The organism is Paraburkholderia sp. MM5477-R1 (genome assembly GCF_050436385.1).
Classification (GTDB): Bacteria; Pseudomonadota; Gammaproteobacteria; order Burkholderiales; family Burkholderiaceae; genus Paraburkholderia; species Paraburkholderia tuberum.
In genome coordinates this window covers 62,001-79,364 of record NZ_JBNDMC010000005.1, presented here as the reverse complement: position 1 = coordinate 79,364, position 17,364 = coordinate 62,001, and the positions used below count along the sequence as shown (strand labels likewise).

Here is a 17,364-nt window from a genome sequence, read left to right as displayed (position 1 = left end):
CTATGACGATCAACCTCGTCGCCGCCATCGCCGGCAAGGCCCTCGACGGGCTGTTCGCACGGCAAACGGCCACCGCGCAGAACGTGGCCAACGCCGGCTCGGCGAATTTTACGCCGCTGCGGGTGTCGTTCGAGGATGCCTTGCGCGACGCCGCCGCGTTGCACCCCGGCGACACGCCGGCCAGCGTGCTCGCGCGTGTCGCGGGTGTCGCGCCCCGCATCGACGCGCCGCTGCCGCTCGCCTCGAATACCGTGCGAATCGACGACGAAATTGCTACGGCATCTGAAACCTCGCCACGCTACGCGATGCTGGCCGGCATGCTCGATCGCACGATGCAGATCGAGAAACTCGCGATAGGCGGAGGCTGAACCGATGAACGATTCCATCTTCGCGATTGCGCGCTCCGGACTCGACGTCGAGCGCCAACGCATGGAAGTCATTGCGCAGAACCTGGCCAATGCGGGCACGACGCGCACGGCAAGCGGCGCGTCTTATCAGCCGCTGCGGCTCGTGTCGGGGCCGCGCCTGGCCGCAGGGGACTTCGCCAGTCTGCTCGGCAACGGCGGCACGCCCGGCGCGCACAGCGCCGCGGGACTTCCCACCACGCATGGGCTCGGGGGCGTGCAGGCGTATGGCATCGAGACGGTCGACGCGCCGCCGCGCCTCGTCTACGACCCGTCGCATCCGCACGCGGACGCGAAAGGCTTCGTGTCCTACGCCGGTCTCGATCATGCCGGCGAGATGGCGCTCATGGTGCAGACGTTGCGCGTGTACGAAGCCAACACGGTGATGTTCAACGCGGCACGCTCGATGTATATGCGTGCCCTCGAAATGGGGAGCCACTGATGAGCATCGCCGTCATCTCCGCGCTCGAACCGGGCTTTCTCGCGCCGACGCGGCAAACCGGCCTGGCGCCGTCGCTCGCGTCGCAAGTGGAGCAAGGCCTCGGCGCGACCACTCAACCCGGCTTCGGCGCTCTACTCGTCGATGGCCTGCAATCGGTCGACACGCAGGTCAGCACCGCCAATGCAGCGATTGCCGACTTCGCGCTCGGCGCGGACCTGCCGCCGCATCAAGTGATGATGGCGCTCGAACAGGCCCGCATATCGCTGCAATTCGCGTTGCAGATCCGCTCGCGCCTCGTCGAGGGCTACCAGGAACTGATGCGGATGCAACTCTGAAATGGAAGCCAGCATGTCCCGCTTCAAGTCGTTTTTTGCCGATGCGCCGCGCGAGCGGCAATTCTTGATGGTCGGCGCGCTATCACTGCTGCTGTGCGGCGCGATGGCAGCCGCGTTCTTCCTGTCACGGCCCGGCTATCAGGTCCTGTTCCGCGATCTGAAGCCGCAGGACGCGTCCGCACTCGTGGCCGAACTCGACAAACAGAAGGTACCCTACCGGATCGACGACGAGACCTCCGCGATTCTGGTGCCCGCCGGCGATACGCGCGCACTGCGTCTGAAGCTGATGAGCAGCGATCTGCGCCTGCACGGCGCGGTCGGCTTCGAGCTGTTCAATAACTCAGATCTCGGCCTCACCGAGTTCGCGCAGAAGGTCAACTATCAGCGCGCGTTGCAAGGCGAACTCGCGCGCACGATCATGACGCTCGACGAGATCGACCTCGCGCGCGTGCATCTGACGCTGCCCGAGTCGTCGCTGTTCCGGCGCGATGCGGCGCGGCCCAAGGCCTCGGTCGCGCTGTTCATGCGCGACGGCCAGGCGCTCGCTCCCGAAACGGTGCGCGGCATCCAGCGGCTCGTGGCCGCAGCGGTGCCCGAACTGTCCGCCAACGACGTCACTGTGCTCGATCAACGCGGCGGCGTCGCGGGCACGAAAGCCGGCGAAAACGCGCTGACCGACGACCCGCATTTCACGTTGAAGCAGGCGATCGAGCAACGCTACGAACGTAAGATCCTTACGCAGATCGCGCCGCTGGTCGGCGACGGTCATGTGAGCGTCAGCGTCGACGCGGCGCTTGACTTCGCGCAGACGCGCACGACGCGCGAGTCGGGCGTCACCCGCCCCATCGTCAACGCCGACGGCGCGGCCAGCGCCACGCCGCCGCTACCGTCAACGAAAAACGCAAATGCGTTGCCGCCCGCTGGCACGCCACCGCTGCCCGCAATGCCCTCCGTGGAGGGGACAAAGACCGATCGCAGTCTCGAGCAGATCGTGTCGGAGCCCGGTTCGATCCGCCGGCTATCAGTCGGCATCGTGCTCGACCATGCCTTGCCGCAAGACGATATGGCACGCATAAACGCGATGCTGGGCGCGTCGATCGGTTTCGACGCGGCGCGCGGTGATGTGCTGTCTATCTATGTGCGTCACTCCGGCGACGTAGCGACGAGTGTGGTTGCGCAAACGACGCCCGCGAACGCCGGCATTGCGGCACCAGTCGAGCCCGATGCGAGCGCGGATCTGGAGGCCGGCGCCACGATTCGCGACGCATCCGAACCCGTCGCATTGGCCGTCGCAAATTCCGCTGCACCCGACGCCGACGCACGGCGCGTGGAGGCTGTGGTCCAACACCTCGCGCAATGGATGGCCAGTCATCCGGCCGCCTGCGTTTGCTCTGCCCTGTTGCTCGTCGGCATCATTGGTGCGTTGCTCGCGATGCGCCGGCGTCGTGCTTCCCGTCGCTCGTCGTCACGTGCTTTGAGTCTGCATCAGCGCGAAGCCTACGTGCTGCGCTTGCGTGCGCTGCTCGCCGAAGAAGGAGAGCCGCATGGCCACGCCTGAGCGCGACGCATCGCACGAACGCCGTCTGAGGCGCGCGGTTGCCGATCTGAGCGGGCTTGCGATCGACGATATCGAGGCGATCTGGAGCGCGCTCTCGCACGACGAGCGCGCGCGCTTGCGACCGCTGCTCGCTGACGCGGCGCGCGTCGCACCCGGAAATCTGGTGGCGGCGATGACGGCCCCGGCGACAGATGACCGCGTTGCGATTGCCGGCGACGGCCATTCGCCTGAAGACGCGCGACTCTCCGCATCACGGCTTGCGCGTTTCGCCGAGACCTTGCCGCATGAACTGCTTTGCCGGTTGATGTCTTGCGTGAACGCACCGACCCGCGAGGCCATGATCATTGCGTTGCCGCCCGAGCGCCGCGCAATGCTCGCGTCACATGGTCGTGCATATGACATCACGGAGCGCGCGCGTACGGCGTTGCAGGCCGCGGCGCTCACAGCCAGCGCGCAACTCGGCGATATCTCTGATGATGACGGCAAGCCGCCGCAGGTCGAACCATTGCGGCTCCACCAGAAGCTTCGCCGCTGGATGGGGCGGTCCGCATGAGTCTGCTGCTGAAAGCCGCGCAGGTCACGCTGGGCAGCGGACGCAAGACGCTCGGTCGAGCCACGCTGGTTGCCGTAGCCGCCGAGCCGTCCGAACACGTGCCGGTGCAAGTTCAGCACGCTTTCCAAACCGACGCACAGATCGACGAACTCAGACGCGAACTGGCGGAACTTGCGCAAACGCATGCCGAGCAAATCCGCGACTTCGAGGAACGGGAACGCGCCGCCTATCAGCGAGGCATCGAAGAAGGCATCGAAAAGGGGGTAGCGCGCGTCAAGCTCGATCACGTGCAGCGGATCGAAGCACTCGTCGCCGGTATCGACGCGGCGCTCGCTGCGTTGCGCGACCGCCTGCAAGAAGTCGAAAGCCTCGCGCTCGATGTCGCACAAGCCGCGCTGCGGAAAACCCTCGGCGACACCACTGCGTGTGCGGCGCTCGTCGTGCAAACCGCGCGCCATCATCTCGCGCAGATCGCGGCGGGGTCGGCGATCGGCGTGCGCGTGTCCGCGCAGGACTTTGCTGACGCCGATGCGCTGCGCGACGCATTCGCCACGCTCACGCGCGATACCGCACTGACGGTCGACGCCGATCCGCAATTGGCTGCCGGCGCGTGCCTGATCGATCTGACACTCGGCCGCCTCGACGTGAGCCTGCCGCGGCAGCTCTCGCATTTCAATCGCACGCTCGACGAACTTCGCGCCGATGACTGACCGTCCCTCGCTCCACCGCTATCTTGCCGCAATGCGTCAGGTCGATCCGGCGACCCGGGTCGGCGCGATCACGCGCGTAATGCCGACGTTCGTCGAAGCGGACGGACCCGGCGTGCCGCTCGGCTCGCGCTGCTCACTCGGCGCGCCGGGTCCGCAGCAATGCGAGGCGGAAGTCGTCAAGGTCGAGGTGGGCCGCGTCACGCTGGCGCCGTACACGTCGACGGCAGGGATCTGCGTCGGCGACCCGGTGTGCGCGATGCGAGTGGGAGCAACGATCCCCGTTGGGCCACGCTGGCTCGGACGCGTCGTCGATCCCCTGGGCCGGCCGCTCGACGGCGGTGCACCGCTTCCCGCGAACGACGCCTCATGGCCGCTCGCCGGCGTCTGCACGCCGCCGCTCGATCGCCTGTCGCCGGTCGAGCCGCTGGAGACCGGCATTCGCGCGCTCGACGGCCTGCTAACGCTTGGCGTCGGCCAGCGCGTGGGCATTTTTGCGGGCAGCGGCGTCGGCAAAACGACCCTGCTCGCGAGCCTCGCGCGCCACGTCGAAGCCGACGTCTGCGTGCTGTGCCTCGTCGGCGAGCGGGGCCGCGAAGCGGAGGAGTTCTGGCAGCGTGCGCTGTCCGACAGCGCGCGCGCCCGCTCCACGATGGTGGTCGCAACCTCCGACCAGCCTGCCGTGATGCGCGCCCGCAGCGTGCAGGTGGCGCTGTCGCTCGCCGAGTATTTTCGTGCGCAGGGCGCGCACGTGCTGCTGCTTCTCGATTCGGTCACGCGCTATGCGCTCGCGCTGCGCGAGATCGGCCTCGCCGCCGGCGAGCCGCCGACCGTTCGCGCGTACACACCGGGCGTGTTCGCCGCGCTGCCGAAAATCGTCGAGCGGTGCGGCGCAGTCAGGAACAGTGGCGCGATCACCGCGCTGATGACCGTGCTCACCGAGACCGACGACATCGACGATCCGATGGCCGAGACGATGCGCGCGCTGCTGGACGGCCATATCGTGTTGACGCGCGAACTCGCCGAACAGGGTCACTACCCGGCGATTCAGGTGCCGAGAAGCATTAGCCGCGTGATGCAGTACGTCGCTGAGCCCAACGAACGGCGGCTCGCCGCCGAAGCCGTCGCGCAGCTTGCAGCGTACGAGGCGTCGCGCACGCTCGTCGAATCGGGGCTTTACGCGCCAGGCAGCAACCCGGCGCTCGATCGCGCGCTGCAACAGCGCGCCGCGCTAATCGATTTTCTGCGTCAGGCCCCCGATGCGACGACGCCGCGCGCGACGACCATCAACGCGCTCGCTGCTTTGCTTCGGAAAGTTGCATGACGAGTCATTCATGAAAAAACGCCACCAGTTTGAAACGGCACGAAAGATCGCCGACTTGCGTCGACTGCAACTGGAACGCGCGCGCCTGGATACCGTGCGAGTCATTCAACTCCATCGGCGCAGCCACGCACACGAACAATCGCTTTGTGCGAGCCTCGACGCCCATGTCGCGCAATGGCGCGACGCGTTGCATGCGCCGGACGGCTTGTCGCCTGCGCTCGCGGCCAATTGGGCAGGCGCGCTCGCCTCGGCTCGCGCCGCCCATCTGCACGCGCGACAGGACACACGCGATGCCGCAAGCAGTGTCGAACGACAGCGCGCCGTGCTGGCGCGCCACGAACAGCAAACCGAGCACGCTTGCGGCGTGGCCGCCAGGTTCGAGCGGCAATTCGAACTTCAGCGCGACGAGCAGCGTGCGGGCCGGATCGAGGACATGTATCTGTCGCGGGAGGGGCGCCAATGAAGCTCACCGTATTTCCAACGTGGCGCACTGCGCCGATGTCCACAGCAAGTTCGCCCAAGCCCGATGCCAGGCATGCGGCGTTCGATCAGGTATTGCGGGTGATGGAGAAAGTCATGTGGTCGGGCGCGAAGGCCGGCGCGATGAACGAAGATCCCGCGCCCGCACGACAGCGACGCACGCCAGCGGAACGTTACGACCACGCGCCGGCATTCGACGCCCGCTCCTGTGCTCGCGATAGGTCCGTTGACCATCCGAGCGAGCCGCGCGGCTGTGCATCGGCGAGATCCGCTCGCATCGATGTCGAATCGCATGCACGCGACATCGAGCCTGCGCTCCCTGACCACGATGGCGCTCACGCCGGGCACCTCACCGGGTCGCCGATCACGGTCGCCAGTTCGGCTTTCTCAGCATCGGGCAGCACGGTTCACGACGCACTGTCGCGCGAACAGGCCGTACCGCACAGGGCCGCTCGTATCACTTCGTCCGCCGCATCGATCGCCTCACGAGCCGCTAAGGCCGCTAATACCGAGAGCGGCGCCAGCGCCGGGAGCGCGCCAACGCCCTATCGTCTGACCGTGATGACTGGCGAAGCCGGCGTGTCGATCGCATTACGCATCAACCATGCGATCACGAACGCGGACGAACCCGACGCCCGCGCCCAGCGCGCCCTCGACGAGCTGCGCCGCGCCGTACCGCGCGCCGTGCGAGTCGTCGTCAACGGCGTCGAACACTTTCCGACTACATCGCAAGGCATCGCTCATGGCCACTAATCCGATCAGCTCGAGCAGCGACGTCGGCAACCGCATCGATTCGATCGGTCTCGACATGCAATCGCTGCTGCAGATCATCCTGACGCAGCTCACCTATCAGGACCCGCTAAAGCCGGTCGACAACTTCGAGTTCGTGTCGCAGCTCGCGCAGTTCACGTCGCTCGAACAGACACGCCAGATCACGGACAAGATCGACGACCTGCTGTCGGTTCAGTCAGCCACGCAGACGCTCGGCCTGCTCGGCCGCAACGTCGACGTGCAGACCGACACGGCGCTGCTGAGCGGCATCGTGAAGAGCGTGTCGTTCAAGGATTCTCAGCCGCAATTGACGATCGAAACCGAGAGCGGCGAATTTCTGACGAACGCCAATATTTCGCAGATCGTCGCAGTGCGCCAGACGAGTGGTTCTTAAAGGAGAGTTTCCATGCTGGAAAGCATTTACATCGGCATGAGCGGGTTGACGGCGTACGCGAAGGGCCTGCAAACCATTAGCAATAACGTCGCGAACCTGAACACCGCGGGCTTCAAGACCTCGACGCCGGGGTTCGCCGATCTGTATTACGGCCAGCAGTTTGCGCGGGGCGAACCAGGCGCGATGAACACGATGCAATTCGGCAGCGGCGTCGAGTACGGTTACTCGTCGTTGAATTTCGCGCAGGGTGATCTGCGCGTGAGTAACGGCCAGCTCGATCTTGCAATTCAGGGCAAGGGCTTTCTGACGCTGCTCGACGGTGACACCGCACGTTACGCCCGCACCGGTCAGTTCGCGGTCGGCAACGACGGCTTTATCGAGGACAAGGCGACGGGATTGAAACTCGCGGCCTTGAGCGCATCGGGCAGCCTCGGTCCGATTTCGCTCGCCGGCAAACAGATCAGCCCACCGCAGGCGACGACGGTGATCAGGTTTTCCGACAATCTGTCGACGGGTTCGACCAGCTTCTCGATTCCGGACGTTGACGTCTTTGACGCGAACGGCGGCAAGCACACGCTGACAATCGCGTTCGCGCCCGATTCGAGCATCGTTCCCGGGCGCTGGCAGGTGACCGTCTCCGACGAAAACAACATACCGGTCCAGCAGGGCACGCTGCAGTTCAACGGTGGTATTCCCGAGCCCGGACGCGACCGGATCGACTTCACGCTGACTTCCGCCGACGCGCCGCCGCTCACCGTCACACTCGATTTCTCGACCGGCGTCACCGGCTTCTCCGCCGGCAGCTTCTCGAGCCTGCGTGTGTCGGACAAGGACGGCTATGGGACCGGTACGTTGTCGTCGATGAACGTCGACGTCGATGGGCGACTGGTGCTGCAATACTCGAACGGACAAACCGATGAGCTCGGCACGATCGCGCTCGCGAGCTTTGCGAATCCGCAGCAACTGGTGCAACAGGGGAATGGTCTATTCGATGCGTCGCACGCGTCGCCGCCGCAATATCGCACCAGCAATGGCGCGGGCGTTGGGCAACTGCTCGCGGGCGCGACCGAGGCGTCGAACGTCGATCTATCGACGGAGTTTGGTCAACTGATCCTGATTCAGCGCGGCTTCCAGGCGTCGTCGCAGGTTATCAGTACCGCCAATGAAATGATCATGCAGCTGTTCCAGATGCGAGGTCAGGGATGAGCGTCGTGCCAATCCGCTGGCGGCCGCTCGGCGCGCGCGATCTCGCAGCCGGCGCGGCGTGGTTTGCGCGCACAATCGATCCGTGGCGGCAGGCGTGGCTGGCCGCGCCCGAGCTCACTGTCGAAGCCGTGGACTTGCTCGATCCGTTCGACAGCGCGCCGCCTTCGGGCCAATGCGAGTCGTGGTCAATCGGCGACAACGTCTGGCTATTCACCGAGCCTCGGCAGATCGTCATGCTGGTCAACGAGACGCTCGATCTGCCGAAGACGTTCGCCCTGACCGACGACGCTCGCGCGCCCCTGCTCGCGGACGTCGGCAAGCAGCTTGTCGACGAACTGCTCGATGCGATCGGTGCGGCGTTATCTCCTGGGCAACAGTCCGCTGCCCGCGTCCGTACGACAGGAAACACCGATACACCGCGTCTTCGTTTTGGCGGCGCCTGCTTCCGAATACGGAACACGAGCGGCGAGACCGTCTTGACGCTCGTCTGCGGCGCGCCGGCGCTGTGGTCGTGTTTGCCCGTCAGCAAGCCGACGGTTCATGGAGCGAACTCACCGGCCACCACGCGTCGCAGCACGGCCGTCGAATCGAGCCGCGTATCGCTCTGGGCGATGCTCGGGCAGTGCGAACTGAGCGTGCCGCAACTGGCCACGCTCGCCGTTGGCGACGTCATCCGACTCGACCAGACGATTTCCGAGCCGATCCCGTTGCTGTTGGCGCAGTCCGATTGCGGACGACTCACCCCCATCGCCGCCGGCACGCCTGGACAACACGGCGGCAAATTATCCATTCAACTGACTTCGATAGCTGGGCCCGATACCCCATGACTCTGAGTACCCCACCCACCCGACCGCTCGTCATGCGTGTCGATCTTCCCGAACAAGAACCCGTCTTCGACGACCGCAACACGACACGCCCGCAGCTGGCGCTGCTCGAAGAAGTGAATGTCACCGTCGACATCCGCCTCGGCTCAGCCGAGATGTCGATCAAGGAACTGCTGGCGCTGCAATCCGGCGCTGTTGTCGAACTCGATCGTCATCTCGGCGATGCCGTCGACGTGTTGCTCAATGACAAGCGCGTTGCGCGCGCCGAGATCGTCGCGCTTGGTGAGCAGTTCGGCATTCGAATCACTGAAATCTCGACGCACCCATGACCGTTTCAACCCCGGCCTCATGGCTGCAAGGCGCAAGCGACGCGACCGCAGGCCAACATGCGTTATCGGCAACCGGCCTCGCACTCGCGGGGGTCGACGTCATGCGCGTCGGCATCACACTCGTGTGTTGCATCGCGCTTGGTATCGTTGCGATTCTGCTTTTGCGGCGAAGCCATCGGGTCGGCGCGTGCGGTTCGTCGTCGAGCCTCGCGCCGCGGATCACCGCAGCCGCATCGCTGCGTCTGGGCCCGCGCACGACGCTTCATCTGATCGAATACGATAGCCGCGTCGTCCTGCTCGCCTCGGATGCAACCGGTGTCAAGCTGCTGGACGCGCGCGATCGACCTGACGGAGCGCGCAAAGCATGATGCAACGAAGTCGGTTTCACGCGTGGCGCTGGCTGATCGCGCTGCTGCCAGGAGTCTTGTGCCTGTATGCCGGATTCGTCGACGCTGCGCCCATCGCGCCAATCGCGCACAGCGGTGACGCAGGCATGCTGTCGCTCTCCGGTTCCGCATCCGGAGTCATCGCGGACAGTAAGGGCGTATCTGAAGCGGTACGCATTGCGACGCTGCTCACGCTACTCAGCGTCGCCCCTGCACTGATCGTGTCGATGACGGCATTCATCCGCATCGCGATCGTACTGTCGATGATCCGGCACGCGTTTGGCATGCCGGAAACGCCGCCGACACCCGTGCTGATCAGCCTCGCGCTGTTCCTGACGGCATTCGCCATGCTGCCGACGCTGCAGGTGATCAATCACGACGCGCTGCAGCCATTCATGCACGGCCAGATCGACCTCGCTCACGCTCTCGACAGCAGTACCGCGCCGATTCGCGATTTCATGCTGCGCCAGGTGCGCGAGGATGAGCTAAGGCTGATGTACGAGATGTCGCAACAGGCGCTGCCGCAAACGCCGGCCGACGTCAGCCTGGTGCAGTTGACGCCCGCGTTCATCCTCAACGAATTACGCGTTGCGTTTCAGATCGGCTTCGTGATCCTGCTGCCGTTCCTGCTGATCGACCTCGTCGTGTCGAGCGTGCTGCTGTCGCTCGGTATGCTGATGGTGCCGCCCGCAACGATCTCATTGCCGCTCAAAGTGCTGATGTTCGTGCTGGTGGACGGCTGGAGCCTCGTGTTGCGCGGCGTGCTGGGTAGCTTCAAATGAACTTGCCGGCGGAGTATGCGAATGCCGACGAGACCCACGGTGGCGCCGCGGCGTCCGCATTGGAGGAGAGCCTATGGGCAGCGCTACGCGACGAAAGCGGTCCGCAAGCGCGCGAAGCCGTATTCGCGCACTTTCTGCCCTACGCACAGGCGCTCGCGGCGCAACTATACGCAGGCCGGCACCGCGACGACGTCGAGTTCAAGGACTTTCTGCAACTTGCCTGCGTCGGTCTGCTCGAAGCAATCGACCGCTTCGAATCCGGGCGCGGCGTGTCGTTTCGCACCTTCTGCACCCCACGCCTCAGAGGCAACGTTTTGACCGGCGTACAGCGCCTGAGCGATGCGCAGGAACAAATCGCGCTGCGCAAACGGATACGGCGCGAGCGTGTTGCATCACTAGAAGCGCCCGCTCGCGCGAGCAAGCAGTCCGATACGTTCCAGGCTCTCGCGACGCTCGCCGCGGGCCTTGCGATCGGCTTCATGCTCGACGATACCGGCATCGTCGAGGAATCCGCCGCACAGGCCGCGCCGTATGCAACCGCTTATCAAATCATCGCCTGGAGGCAGACAACGGAGCAACTGCATTCGGCCGTCGCACGATTATCCACGCGCGAGCAGAAGATTATCCGCTACCATTATTTTCATGGACTGGGATTCGAGCAAATCGCCGACATTTTCGGCGTAACCAAGGGCCGCATCTCACAGTTGCATCGCGGTGCGCTGCTCGATCTGCGCAACCTGCTCGGCAATACCCAGCATCTGCATATCACTGGCTAGAACTATGACTCATGAACACGATTCTCCTACGCACTGCAACGATGGCGTCATGTCGTCCGTCCTCTCCGCGATGCAGGGCACCGATGAACATGCGCTCGATGTGCTGAACGAGACGCTCGCTGGCTGGCCGCTCGATGCACGCCTGTGGTTCCTGCGCGGCTCGGTGTACGCCAACCAGGGTCGACACGGCGAAGCGCGTACTGATTTCGTTCAGGCGTTGACGCTCGTGCCGGATCTTCACGTCGCCCGCTTCATGCTGGGGCTTCTCGAACTGCAAAACGGGCTCGTCGCGCAGGCGTCGCAAAGCTGGTTGCCACTCGATCGCCTGGCTGAGTACGACGCACTGCGCGTGCTCAAAGATGGGCTGCTGACGTTTGCCGACGATCAGTTCGATGACGCGCTCGACAAGCTCAATCTCGGCATGGAGCTCAATCAGCAGTATCCGTTGATCAACGCCTATGTCGGCGCGCTGATCGCGACATTGACCGCCGGGGCCGAGCCTGCGGATCAGGCGAAAGAAGGCTCCACGGCGCAACACGACCATCTGCTGCTGTCGGGCTATCAGAACAATCAGACCCGTCACTGATTCGCGGCCGCGCCATGAACCCCATTTCGACGCTCAATCAGGCAATGCAGGTGCTACGGCAACAACTCGCCGAAAAGGAGCAGCGGGGCGAACGGACGGCCTCCGGCCGCAAGGGGGCATCTTCCATGCAGCCTGGCGGACCGCCGCCGACTGCCGAAAGTCTGCCTGATGCGATTCGAGCGCGGATCGACACGTTACGCGCGGCAGGTGTCGACGACGAGCGGCAGTTCTTTCGTGCCGTGGTCGACCTGCTGTTGCTGCGCGAGTTCGGCGAAGAAATGGCCAACGATCCCTCTTTCCAGCAGATGAGCGAATGGGTCAGCGAGTGCCTGTCCGAACAGCTCGACACGCGTCATGTGCTGCGCGAGGTCATCCGTGATTAACGACGTGCATCGCTGACGCTGAGTTTCTGGGTGCCATTGCCGAGGACGACACTGTCGACATGGTGGCAGAAGACGGCTGGACTGAATCTTGCGTCTCCTCAATCATTGGAGGAAAACGATCATGACCAGACTACTCTTTGCAATCATCGTGGCAGTTGGCCTGGCGGGCTGCGTCGTCGCCCCGCCGCCGCCCAGCTCTGGCTACGGTTATGAGCCAGCGCCCGCCTATGGCTATGCCCCCGGGTATTACGTCGCGCCCTCCGTGAGCCTCGGCATCGGCATTGGCGGCTACTGGGGTGGCCATGGGGGCCATTGGCACGGTCATTGAAACAGCCGTTCCCGAAAGTCCACGAGCGCTCTACCGAACCAGGGTAAACATCCATCCTCCCACGAAGCACTTCAAAATGGTTGGTGTACGGAGTATATTCGCGTTCAGCAAATATCTACTGAACGGAGGAGGACGTCATGCAATTTCACCTCAACGGTTTCCGGGTCGGCGATCCGACGATCGAGCCAGTCATCGGCAATGCGCATGCGGCGCAGATGCCCGAGACGGTCGACGTGCTGATCGTCGGCAGCGGCCCTGCCGGACTCGTACTGGCGGCGCAGCTGTCGCAATTCCCGTCGATCAGCACGCGCGTCGTCGAGCGTCGCGACGGACCGTTGCAGATGGGTCAGGCCGATGGCGTGGCGTGCCGTACCGTCGAGATGTTCAATGCGTTCGGCCTCAGTGACCGCCTGCTGCAAGAAGCCTATTGGGTCAATGAAACAGTATTCTGGCGACCCGATGCAAATGACCGCGGCGCGATCAGTCGTACCGGCCGAGTTCAGGATACCGAAACAGGCCTTTCGGAATTTCCGCACGTCATCGTCAATCAGGCCCGCATCCAGGAATATCTGCTCGACGTGATGCGCCGCTCCGCGCGACGGATCGAACCGGACTACGGCCTCGAAGTGGTCGACGTTCAGCGCGACGATACGCACGAATACCCGGTGCTGGTCACGCTGCGCCATACCGATCCTGCGCGGCTCGACGAGACCGTGTCCGTGCGTGCGCGCTATGTCGTCGGTTGCGACGGCGCTCGCAGCCGCGTACGCACCGCCATCGGACAAACGCTGCGTGGTGACGCGGCCAACCATGCGTGGGGCGTGATGGATGCGCTGGCGGTCAGCGACTTTCCGGACATCCGGCTGAAAGCGGCGATTCAGTCCGCGAGCAGGGGCAACCTGCTGATCATTCCGCGTGAAGGCGGATATCTGGTCCGCTTCTACGTCGACCTCGGCGATGTCACCCCGGAGAACCGCGACAGCATCAAGCAGATCACGGTCGATCGCATCATCGAGACGGCGCAGCGCATCCTCCATCCCTATACGCTCGACGTAAAAGAAGTGGCGTGGTTCTCGGTCTATGAGGTCGGGCAGCGCCTCACCGACCGCTTCGACGATGCCATCGCCTCCGACGGCACTTCGCGCGAGCCTCGCGTGTTCATCGCGGGCGACGCCTGCCACACGCATAGCGCCAAAGCGGGTCAGGGCATGAACGTGTCGATGCAGGACGGCTTCAATCTCGGCTGGAAGCTCGGCGCGGTGCTGGAGGGCCGCAGCGACGCCGCTCTGTTGCGCACGTATTCGGACGAGCGCCAACCTATTGCGCAGGAGCTGATCGATTTCGACAAGGAATGGTCGGCGATGATGGCCGCGCCGCCGAAGGATCCCAACCGGCCCGAGGCAGGCGGCGTCGATCCCGCGGAGCTTCAGGCGTACTTCGTTCGCGCTGGCCGCTACACGGCTGGCGTCGCAACGCGTTACCGGCCGGCCACCCTGACCGGTGAAGCGACGCATCAGGCGCTCGCCAAAGGCTTTGCGATCGGTACGCGCTTTCACTCGTCGCCTGTCGTTCGCCTCGCTGATGCAAAACCGTTCCATCTAGGGCATGCCGCGCAAGCGGACGGCCGCTGGCGCCTGTACGCTTTCGCGGACGCGTCGCATCGTGCGCTGGATGCGCTGTGCGAGCATCTCGACAAGTCGCCCGATTCCGTTTTGAGGCTCTTCACGCCGAAGGACGCCGACGTGGACAGCGTCCTCGATCTGCGCGCGGTGCTGCAACAGCCGCATCGCGAAGTCCGCCTCGAAGACGTCCCCGCCCTCCTGCTGCCGCGCAAGGGTCGCCACGGCCTCATCGACTACGAAAAGGCATTTACGAGCGACGCGACGACTGATATCTTCGACGAGCGCGGCATCGCTCGCGAACAAGGTGCACTCGTCGTGGTACGTCCCGATCAATACGTGGCCCATGTTCTCCCATTGAATGCGTATGCGGAGTTGAACGCCTTCTTTCGGCCCATCTTTCGCGTGCGTTAAACCACAACGAAACCCAAACCTCCGAAATTGCCGATCAAACCCGAAGACGCCGGCGCGCTCCCCAAATTTACTGGCAGCCTGGTGCGCCGTGCCCAACAGCGCCATGCAGCGGTCTGGCTGAGCGAGGTTTCCGCGGAGATCACGAGCGTGCAGTACGCGGCGCTCGAGGTCTTGCACGAGACGCCTGGCGTCAGTCAGCGGCAACTCGGAGACAAACTCGACGTGGATCGTTCGACGATTGCCGATCTCGTTGCACGCATGGTGCGCAATGGCCAGATCGAGCGCGCCGACGATCCTGTCGACAAGCGCAGTTATGTGCTGTTTCTCACCACTGCCGGTAAGAAGCAACTCTCGGCCTTGCGTCCGCGCGTCGAGCAGGTCGAGCGCATTCTCACTGAAAGACTGACGGCAAGCGAATTGGCGCAGTTGCGCCGGCTGCTTTCGGCACTGTTGCCGCCGCGGGCTTGATGCGCTTGCTCCTGAAGACCGCCTGCCGTCGCGGTCTGCCAGACAGCGCCTCCATTTCGGCTCCCATAGCCCCCTCCCCGCCGCCACCTGGTTAGAACCGGGTGCCTATCCAGAACAAATGACGGACGACGCACGCGAGCCCGCACATCTGTTCCGGCACGCAACCTGAAACGAAAACCGCGCCAGCGGACATTCGCACGATCCGGCATCCGCCAACCCCGCTGCGGCTCGCTTCATGCCAGCGCGGCGATCGCGCTTGGCTTATTCCAGCAGCGCCATGCACGTCGTACCGCCGCTTACGCTCAAGCGCGATAACGATAGCGCTCGATATTATTTGTGCACTACCGAGCGCCTCTCTACGATCTCCGGACCTACACTTCGATCTCTTTTCAAAACATGGCTACGACAAAAGCGCTCAAGGCCGCACTCCTCTCGGTTCTCGTTACATGCGGCATCGTCAGCGCGCAACCGGCGCTCGCGGCGGGACAAACGGTGCGAGTCGGCATCATGTCCGGCGAGGACGAAGACGTGTGGCGTGCGGTCGCGGCCAATGCCGCCAGGCAGGGCGTCACCGTCAAGATCACGACCTTCTCCGACTATACGCAGCCGAACGAAGCGCTCGCGGAACACGACCTCGATGCGAATTCGTTCCAGCACAAGCCGTATCTCGACGCGCAGATCGCGGCGCGCCACTATCGGATCGTGCCGGTCGGCTATACCTACCTGCAGCCGATCGGTCTCTACTCGCGCAAGGTGAAATCGGTCGCGGCGCTGCCGCAGGACGCGGCGATCGGCGTGCCGAACGATCCGAGCAATGAAGGCCGCGCGCTGCTTCTGCTGCAGGCGAATGGACTGATCAAGCTGCGCCCCGACGTCGGCCTGCTGCCGACCGCGCGCGACATCGCGGAGAATCCGAAGCACGTCCAGATCAAGGAACTCGACGCCGGCATCGTCGGCCGCGCGATTGGCGACCTCGACGCTGCCGTCATCAATACCGACTGGGCGATCAAAGCGGGCATCAAGATTCCGCAGGAACGCATCGCGCAGGAGAAAGTGCCGGGCAACCCGTACCGCAACTTCATCGCGGTCAACGCGAAAGACGCGAACGCTGTGTGGGTGAAGGCGATCGTCGACAGCTACCAGCAGACCAACGTCGCCGCGGCGATCCTGACCGTTTATCACGGCGCCACGCTGCCGGCATGGGATGGCGCGCCCCAGCACTAACCTGACGCACGAACAACGCACGACTCACGCCGCGGCGCCTCGGCCGCCGCGCATCCTGCCTTCTTCATTGCCCTCCTGATCGTATCGTCCGTCATGTCCATTAACAGAACGCTCCACGACCGCCGCACCTTCCTGAAACTTTCGCTCGGCGCCGCAGCGGCCGCGGCAGCACCGCTTTCGTTCGCGCAAGCCAACGCGCGCACGCTGCGCGTCGGCAATCAGAAGGGTTACCTGAATCTGCTGAAGGGCCGCGGCACCCTCGAAAAACGGCTCGCGCCGCTGAACGTATCGGTTACATGGACCGAGTTCGCGGCGGGCCCCGTGCAACTGGAAGCACTGAACGTCGGCTCGATCGATTTCGGCGACGTCGGCGAAGCACCGCCGATCTTCGCACAGGCCGCCGGCGCACCGTTGGCCTATGTGGCGGCGACCGTCAAGCGGCCGCGGTCGGAAGCGGTGCTGGTGCCGCCGCAATCGACGCTCCGCTCGGTCGCGGACCTGAAGGGCAAACGGATCGCGCTCAACAAAGGCAGCAACGTCCACTACTTTCTCGTCAAACTACTGCGGCAGCATGGCCTGCAATACGGCGACGTAAAGCTCGTGTTCCTCGCGCCCGCCGATGCACGCGCCGCGTTCGAGCGGGCGTCGATCGACGCGTGGGTCATCTGGGATCCTTTCTTCGCCGCGGCGGAGCAATCGCTCGGCGCTCGCGTGATTGCCGATGCAAGCGGCGTAGTCGGCAATCGGGCGTTCTACTTCTCGTCGCAGAGTTATGCGGCGAACAATCCCGACGTAGTCCGGATCCTGATCGAAGAACTCGACAAGGTCGATCAGTGGGGCAAGCAGAACAAGGATCAGCTCGCCAGCGAACTCGCGCGGCTATGGGGTCTGCCGAAGCAGGTCGTGGACGTGGCGGTGCAGCGTCAGCAGTTCGGCACGCAGCCGATTACCCGCGCGATTCTCGGCGAGCAGCAACAGATCGCCGATACGTTCCTCGATCTCGGCCTGATTCCGAAGCACGTCGACGTGCTGAAGGCGGCGCCTTCGAATCTCGCGTAGGCGTATGGGCGG

The 17,364-nt window shown here is 64.3% G+C and carries 23 protein-coding genes; 22 read left to right on the top strand and 1 reads right to left on the bottom strand.

The genetic code is table 11. The features are described 5' to 3' along the window. Window positions 1-2: 2 nt before the first annotated feature. Genes OKW35_RS12735 through OKW35_RS12705 form a run of 7 tightly spaced genes read left to right on the top strand, consistent with a single transcriptional unit; the run spans window position 3 to window position 5,323 of the window. Entirely contained in the window at window positions 3-368 is a 366-nt protein-coding gene (locus OKW35_RS12735; RefSeq protein WP_429552193.1) for a flagellar basal body rod protein FlgB, read from the top strand. Window positions 369-372: 4 nt separating this feature from the next. Next, window positions 373-846, top strand: coding sequence for a flagellar basal body rod protein FlgC (gene flgC / locus OKW35_RS12730; RefSeq protein WP_429552192.1), 474 nt, complete (start codon window positions 373-375; stop codon window positions 844-846). Continuing rightward, window positions 846-1,181, top strand: a complete 336-nt coding sequence (gene fliE / locus OKW35_RS12725) for a flagellar hook-basal body complex protein FliE (RefSeq protein WP_429552191.1) — start codon at window positions 846-848, stop codon at window positions 1,179-1,181. Before flgC ends, fliE begins: the two co-directional genes overlap by 1 nt. Window positions 1,182-1,194: 13 nt before the next feature. Further along, window positions 1,195-2,739 (top strand): flagellar basal-body MS-ring/collar protein FliF, encoded by a 1,545-nt coding sequence (fliF, locus tag OKW35_RS12720; protein ID WP_429552190.1) that lies wholly within the window; start codon window positions 1,195-1,197, stop codon window positions 2,737-2,739. Next, window positions 2,726-3,292 carry a hypothetical protein gene (locus OKW35_RS12715; protein WP_429552189.1) on the top strand — a complete coding sequence of 189 codons (567 nt, stop codon included), beginning with the start codon at window positions 2,726-2,728 and terminating at the stop codon, window positions 3,290-3,292. The genes fliF and OKW35_RS12715 overlap by 14 nt, the downstream gene beginning before the upstream one ends. Next, window positions 3,289-4,002, top strand: a complete 714-nt coding sequence (locus tag OKW35_RS12710; RefSeq protein WP_429552188.1) for a FliH/SctL family protein — start codon at window positions 3,289-3,291, stop codon at window positions 4,000-4,002. The genes OKW35_RS12715 and OKW35_RS12710 overlap by 4 nt, the downstream gene beginning before the upstream one ends. Continuing rightward, window positions 3,995-5,323 (top strand): FliI/YscN family ATPase, encoded by a 1,329-nt coding sequence (locus tag OKW35_RS12705; protein ID WP_429552187.1) that lies wholly within the window; start codon window positions 3,995-3,997, stop codon window positions 5,321-5,323. Before OKW35_RS12710 ends, OKW35_RS12705 begins: the two co-directional genes overlap by 8 nt. A 4-nt stretch (window positions 5,324-5,327) precedes the next feature. Here OKW35_RS12705 and OKW35_RS12700 read toward each other — a convergent pair whose 3' ends face one another. Then, window positions 5,328-5,783: a hypothetical protein gene (locus OKW35_RS12700; protein ID WP_429552186.1), complete on the bottom strand. Its 456-nt coding sequence runs from the start codon at window positions 5,781-5,783 to the stop codon at window positions 5,328-5,330. Between OKW35_RS12700 and OKW35_RS12695 the strand changes: the two genes are divergently transcribed. The 15 genes from OKW35_RS12695 to OKW35_RS12625 all read left to right on the top strand — a co-directional run bounded on the left by OKW35_RS12695 (window position 5,783) and on the right by OKW35_RS12625 (window position 17,352). Continuing rightward, entirely contained in the window at window positions 5,783-6,556 is a 774-nt protein-coding gene (locus tag OKW35_RS12695; protein ID WP_429552185.1) for a hypothetical protein, read from the top strand. The genes OKW35_RS12700 and OKW35_RS12695 overlap by 1 nt on opposite strands. Further along, complete coding sequence (locus OKW35_RS12690) at window positions 6,546-6,968, top strand: flagellar hook assembly protein FlgD (protein WP_429354704.1); 423 nt, start codon at window positions 6,546-6,548, stop codon at window positions 6,966-6,968. Before OKW35_RS12695 ends, OKW35_RS12690 begins: the two co-directional genes overlap by 11 nt. A gap of 12 nt (window positions 6,969-6,980) precedes the next feature. Then, the gene (locus OKW35_RS12685; RefSeq protein ID WP_187613027.1) at window positions 6,981-8,174 is read left to right on the top strand and encodes a flagellar hook protein FlgE; all 1,194 of its coding nucleotides are present in this window, start codon (window positions 6,981-6,983) and stop codon (window positions 8,172-8,174) included. After that, window positions 8,171-9,001: a FliM/FliN family flagellar motor switch protein gene (locus OKW35_RS12680; protein ID WP_429552184.1), complete on the top strand. Its 831-nt coding sequence runs from the start codon at window positions 8,171-8,173 to the stop codon at window positions 8,999-9,001. The genes OKW35_RS12685 and OKW35_RS12680 overlap by 4 nt, the downstream gene beginning before the upstream one ends. Before the next feature lie 32 nt (window positions 9,002-9,033). Next, on the top strand, window positions 9,034-9,327 hold the full coding sequence (gene fliN, locus OKW35_RS12675) for a flagellar motor switch protein FliN (protein ID WP_429552183.1): 294 nt from the start codon (window positions 9,034-9,036) through the stop codon (window positions 9,325-9,327). Continuing rightward, window positions 9,324-9,695 (top strand): flagellar biosynthetic protein FliO, encoded by a 372-nt coding sequence (locus tag OKW35_RS12670; protein WP_184058990.1) that lies wholly within the window; start codon window positions 9,324-9,326, stop codon window positions 9,693-9,695. The genes fliN and OKW35_RS12670 overlap by 4 nt, the downstream gene beginning before the upstream one ends. After that, the gene (gene fliP, locus OKW35_RS12665) at window positions 9,692-10,495 is read left to right on the top strand and encodes a flagellar type III secretion system pore protein FliP (protein WP_260321075.1); all 804 of its coding nucleotides are present in this window, start codon (window positions 9,692-9,694) and stop codon (window positions 10,493-10,495) included. Before OKW35_RS12670 ends, fliP begins: the two co-directional genes overlap by 4 nt. Further along, window positions 10,492-11,271, top strand: coding sequence for a sigma-70 family RNA polymerase sigma factor (locus tag OKW35_RS12660; protein ID WP_184058992.1), 780 nt, complete (start codon window positions 10,492-10,494; stop codon window positions 11,269-11,271). The genes fliP and OKW35_RS12660 overlap by 4 nt, the downstream gene beginning before the upstream one ends. Before the next feature lie 49 nt (window positions 11,272-11,320). Next, the gene (locus tag OKW35_RS12655; RefSeq protein ID WP_429552182.1) at window positions 11,321-11,857 is read left to right on the top strand and encodes a tetratricopeptide repeat protein; all 537 of its coding nucleotides are present in this window, start codon (window positions 11,321-11,323) and stop codon (window positions 11,855-11,857) included. 14 nt (window positions 11,858-11,871) lie between these two features. Next, window positions 11,872-12,240, top strand: coding sequence for a hypothetical protein (locus OKW35_RS12650; RefSeq protein ID WP_429552181.1), 369 nt, complete (start codon window positions 11,872-11,874; stop codon window positions 12,238-12,240). Window positions 12,241-12,361: 121 nt separating this feature from the next. Next, a complete protein-coding gene (locus tag OKW35_RS12645) occupies window positions 12,362-12,568 on the top strand; it encodes a hypothetical protein (RefSeq protein ID WP_184058998.1) in 207 nt (68 codons plus the stop codon). 137 nt (window positions 12,569-12,705) lie between these two features. Beyond that, window positions 12,706-14,601 carry an FAD-binding monooxygenase gene (locus tag OKW35_RS12640; protein WP_429552180.1) on the top strand — a complete coding sequence of 632 codons (1,896 nt, stop codon included), beginning with the start codon at window positions 12,706-12,708 and terminating at the stop codon, window positions 14,599-14,601. A gap of 27 nt (window positions 14,602-14,628) precedes the next feature. Continuing rightward, a complete protein-coding gene (locus OKW35_RS12635) occupies window positions 14,629-15,069 on the top strand; it encodes a MarR family winged helix-turn-helix transcriptional regulator (RefSeq protein WP_018422184.1) in 441 nt (146 codons plus the stop codon). 396 nt (window positions 15,070-15,465) lie between these two features. Further along, window positions 15,466-16,293 carry a MetQ/NlpA family ABC transporter substrate-binding protein gene (locus OKW35_RS12630; protein ID WP_429552179.1) on the top strand — a complete coding sequence of 276 codons (828 nt, stop codon included), beginning with the start codon at window positions 15,466-15,468 and terminating at the stop codon, window positions 16,291-16,293. 93 nt (window positions 16,294-16,386) lie between these two features. Next, window positions 16,387-17,352, top strand: coding sequence for a sulfonate ABC transporter substrate-binding protein (locus tag OKW35_RS12625; RefSeq protein WP_429552178.1), 966 nt, complete (start codon window positions 16,387-16,389; stop codon window positions 17,350-17,352). The last annotated feature ends 12 nt before the right edge of the window (window positions 17,353-17,364 follow it).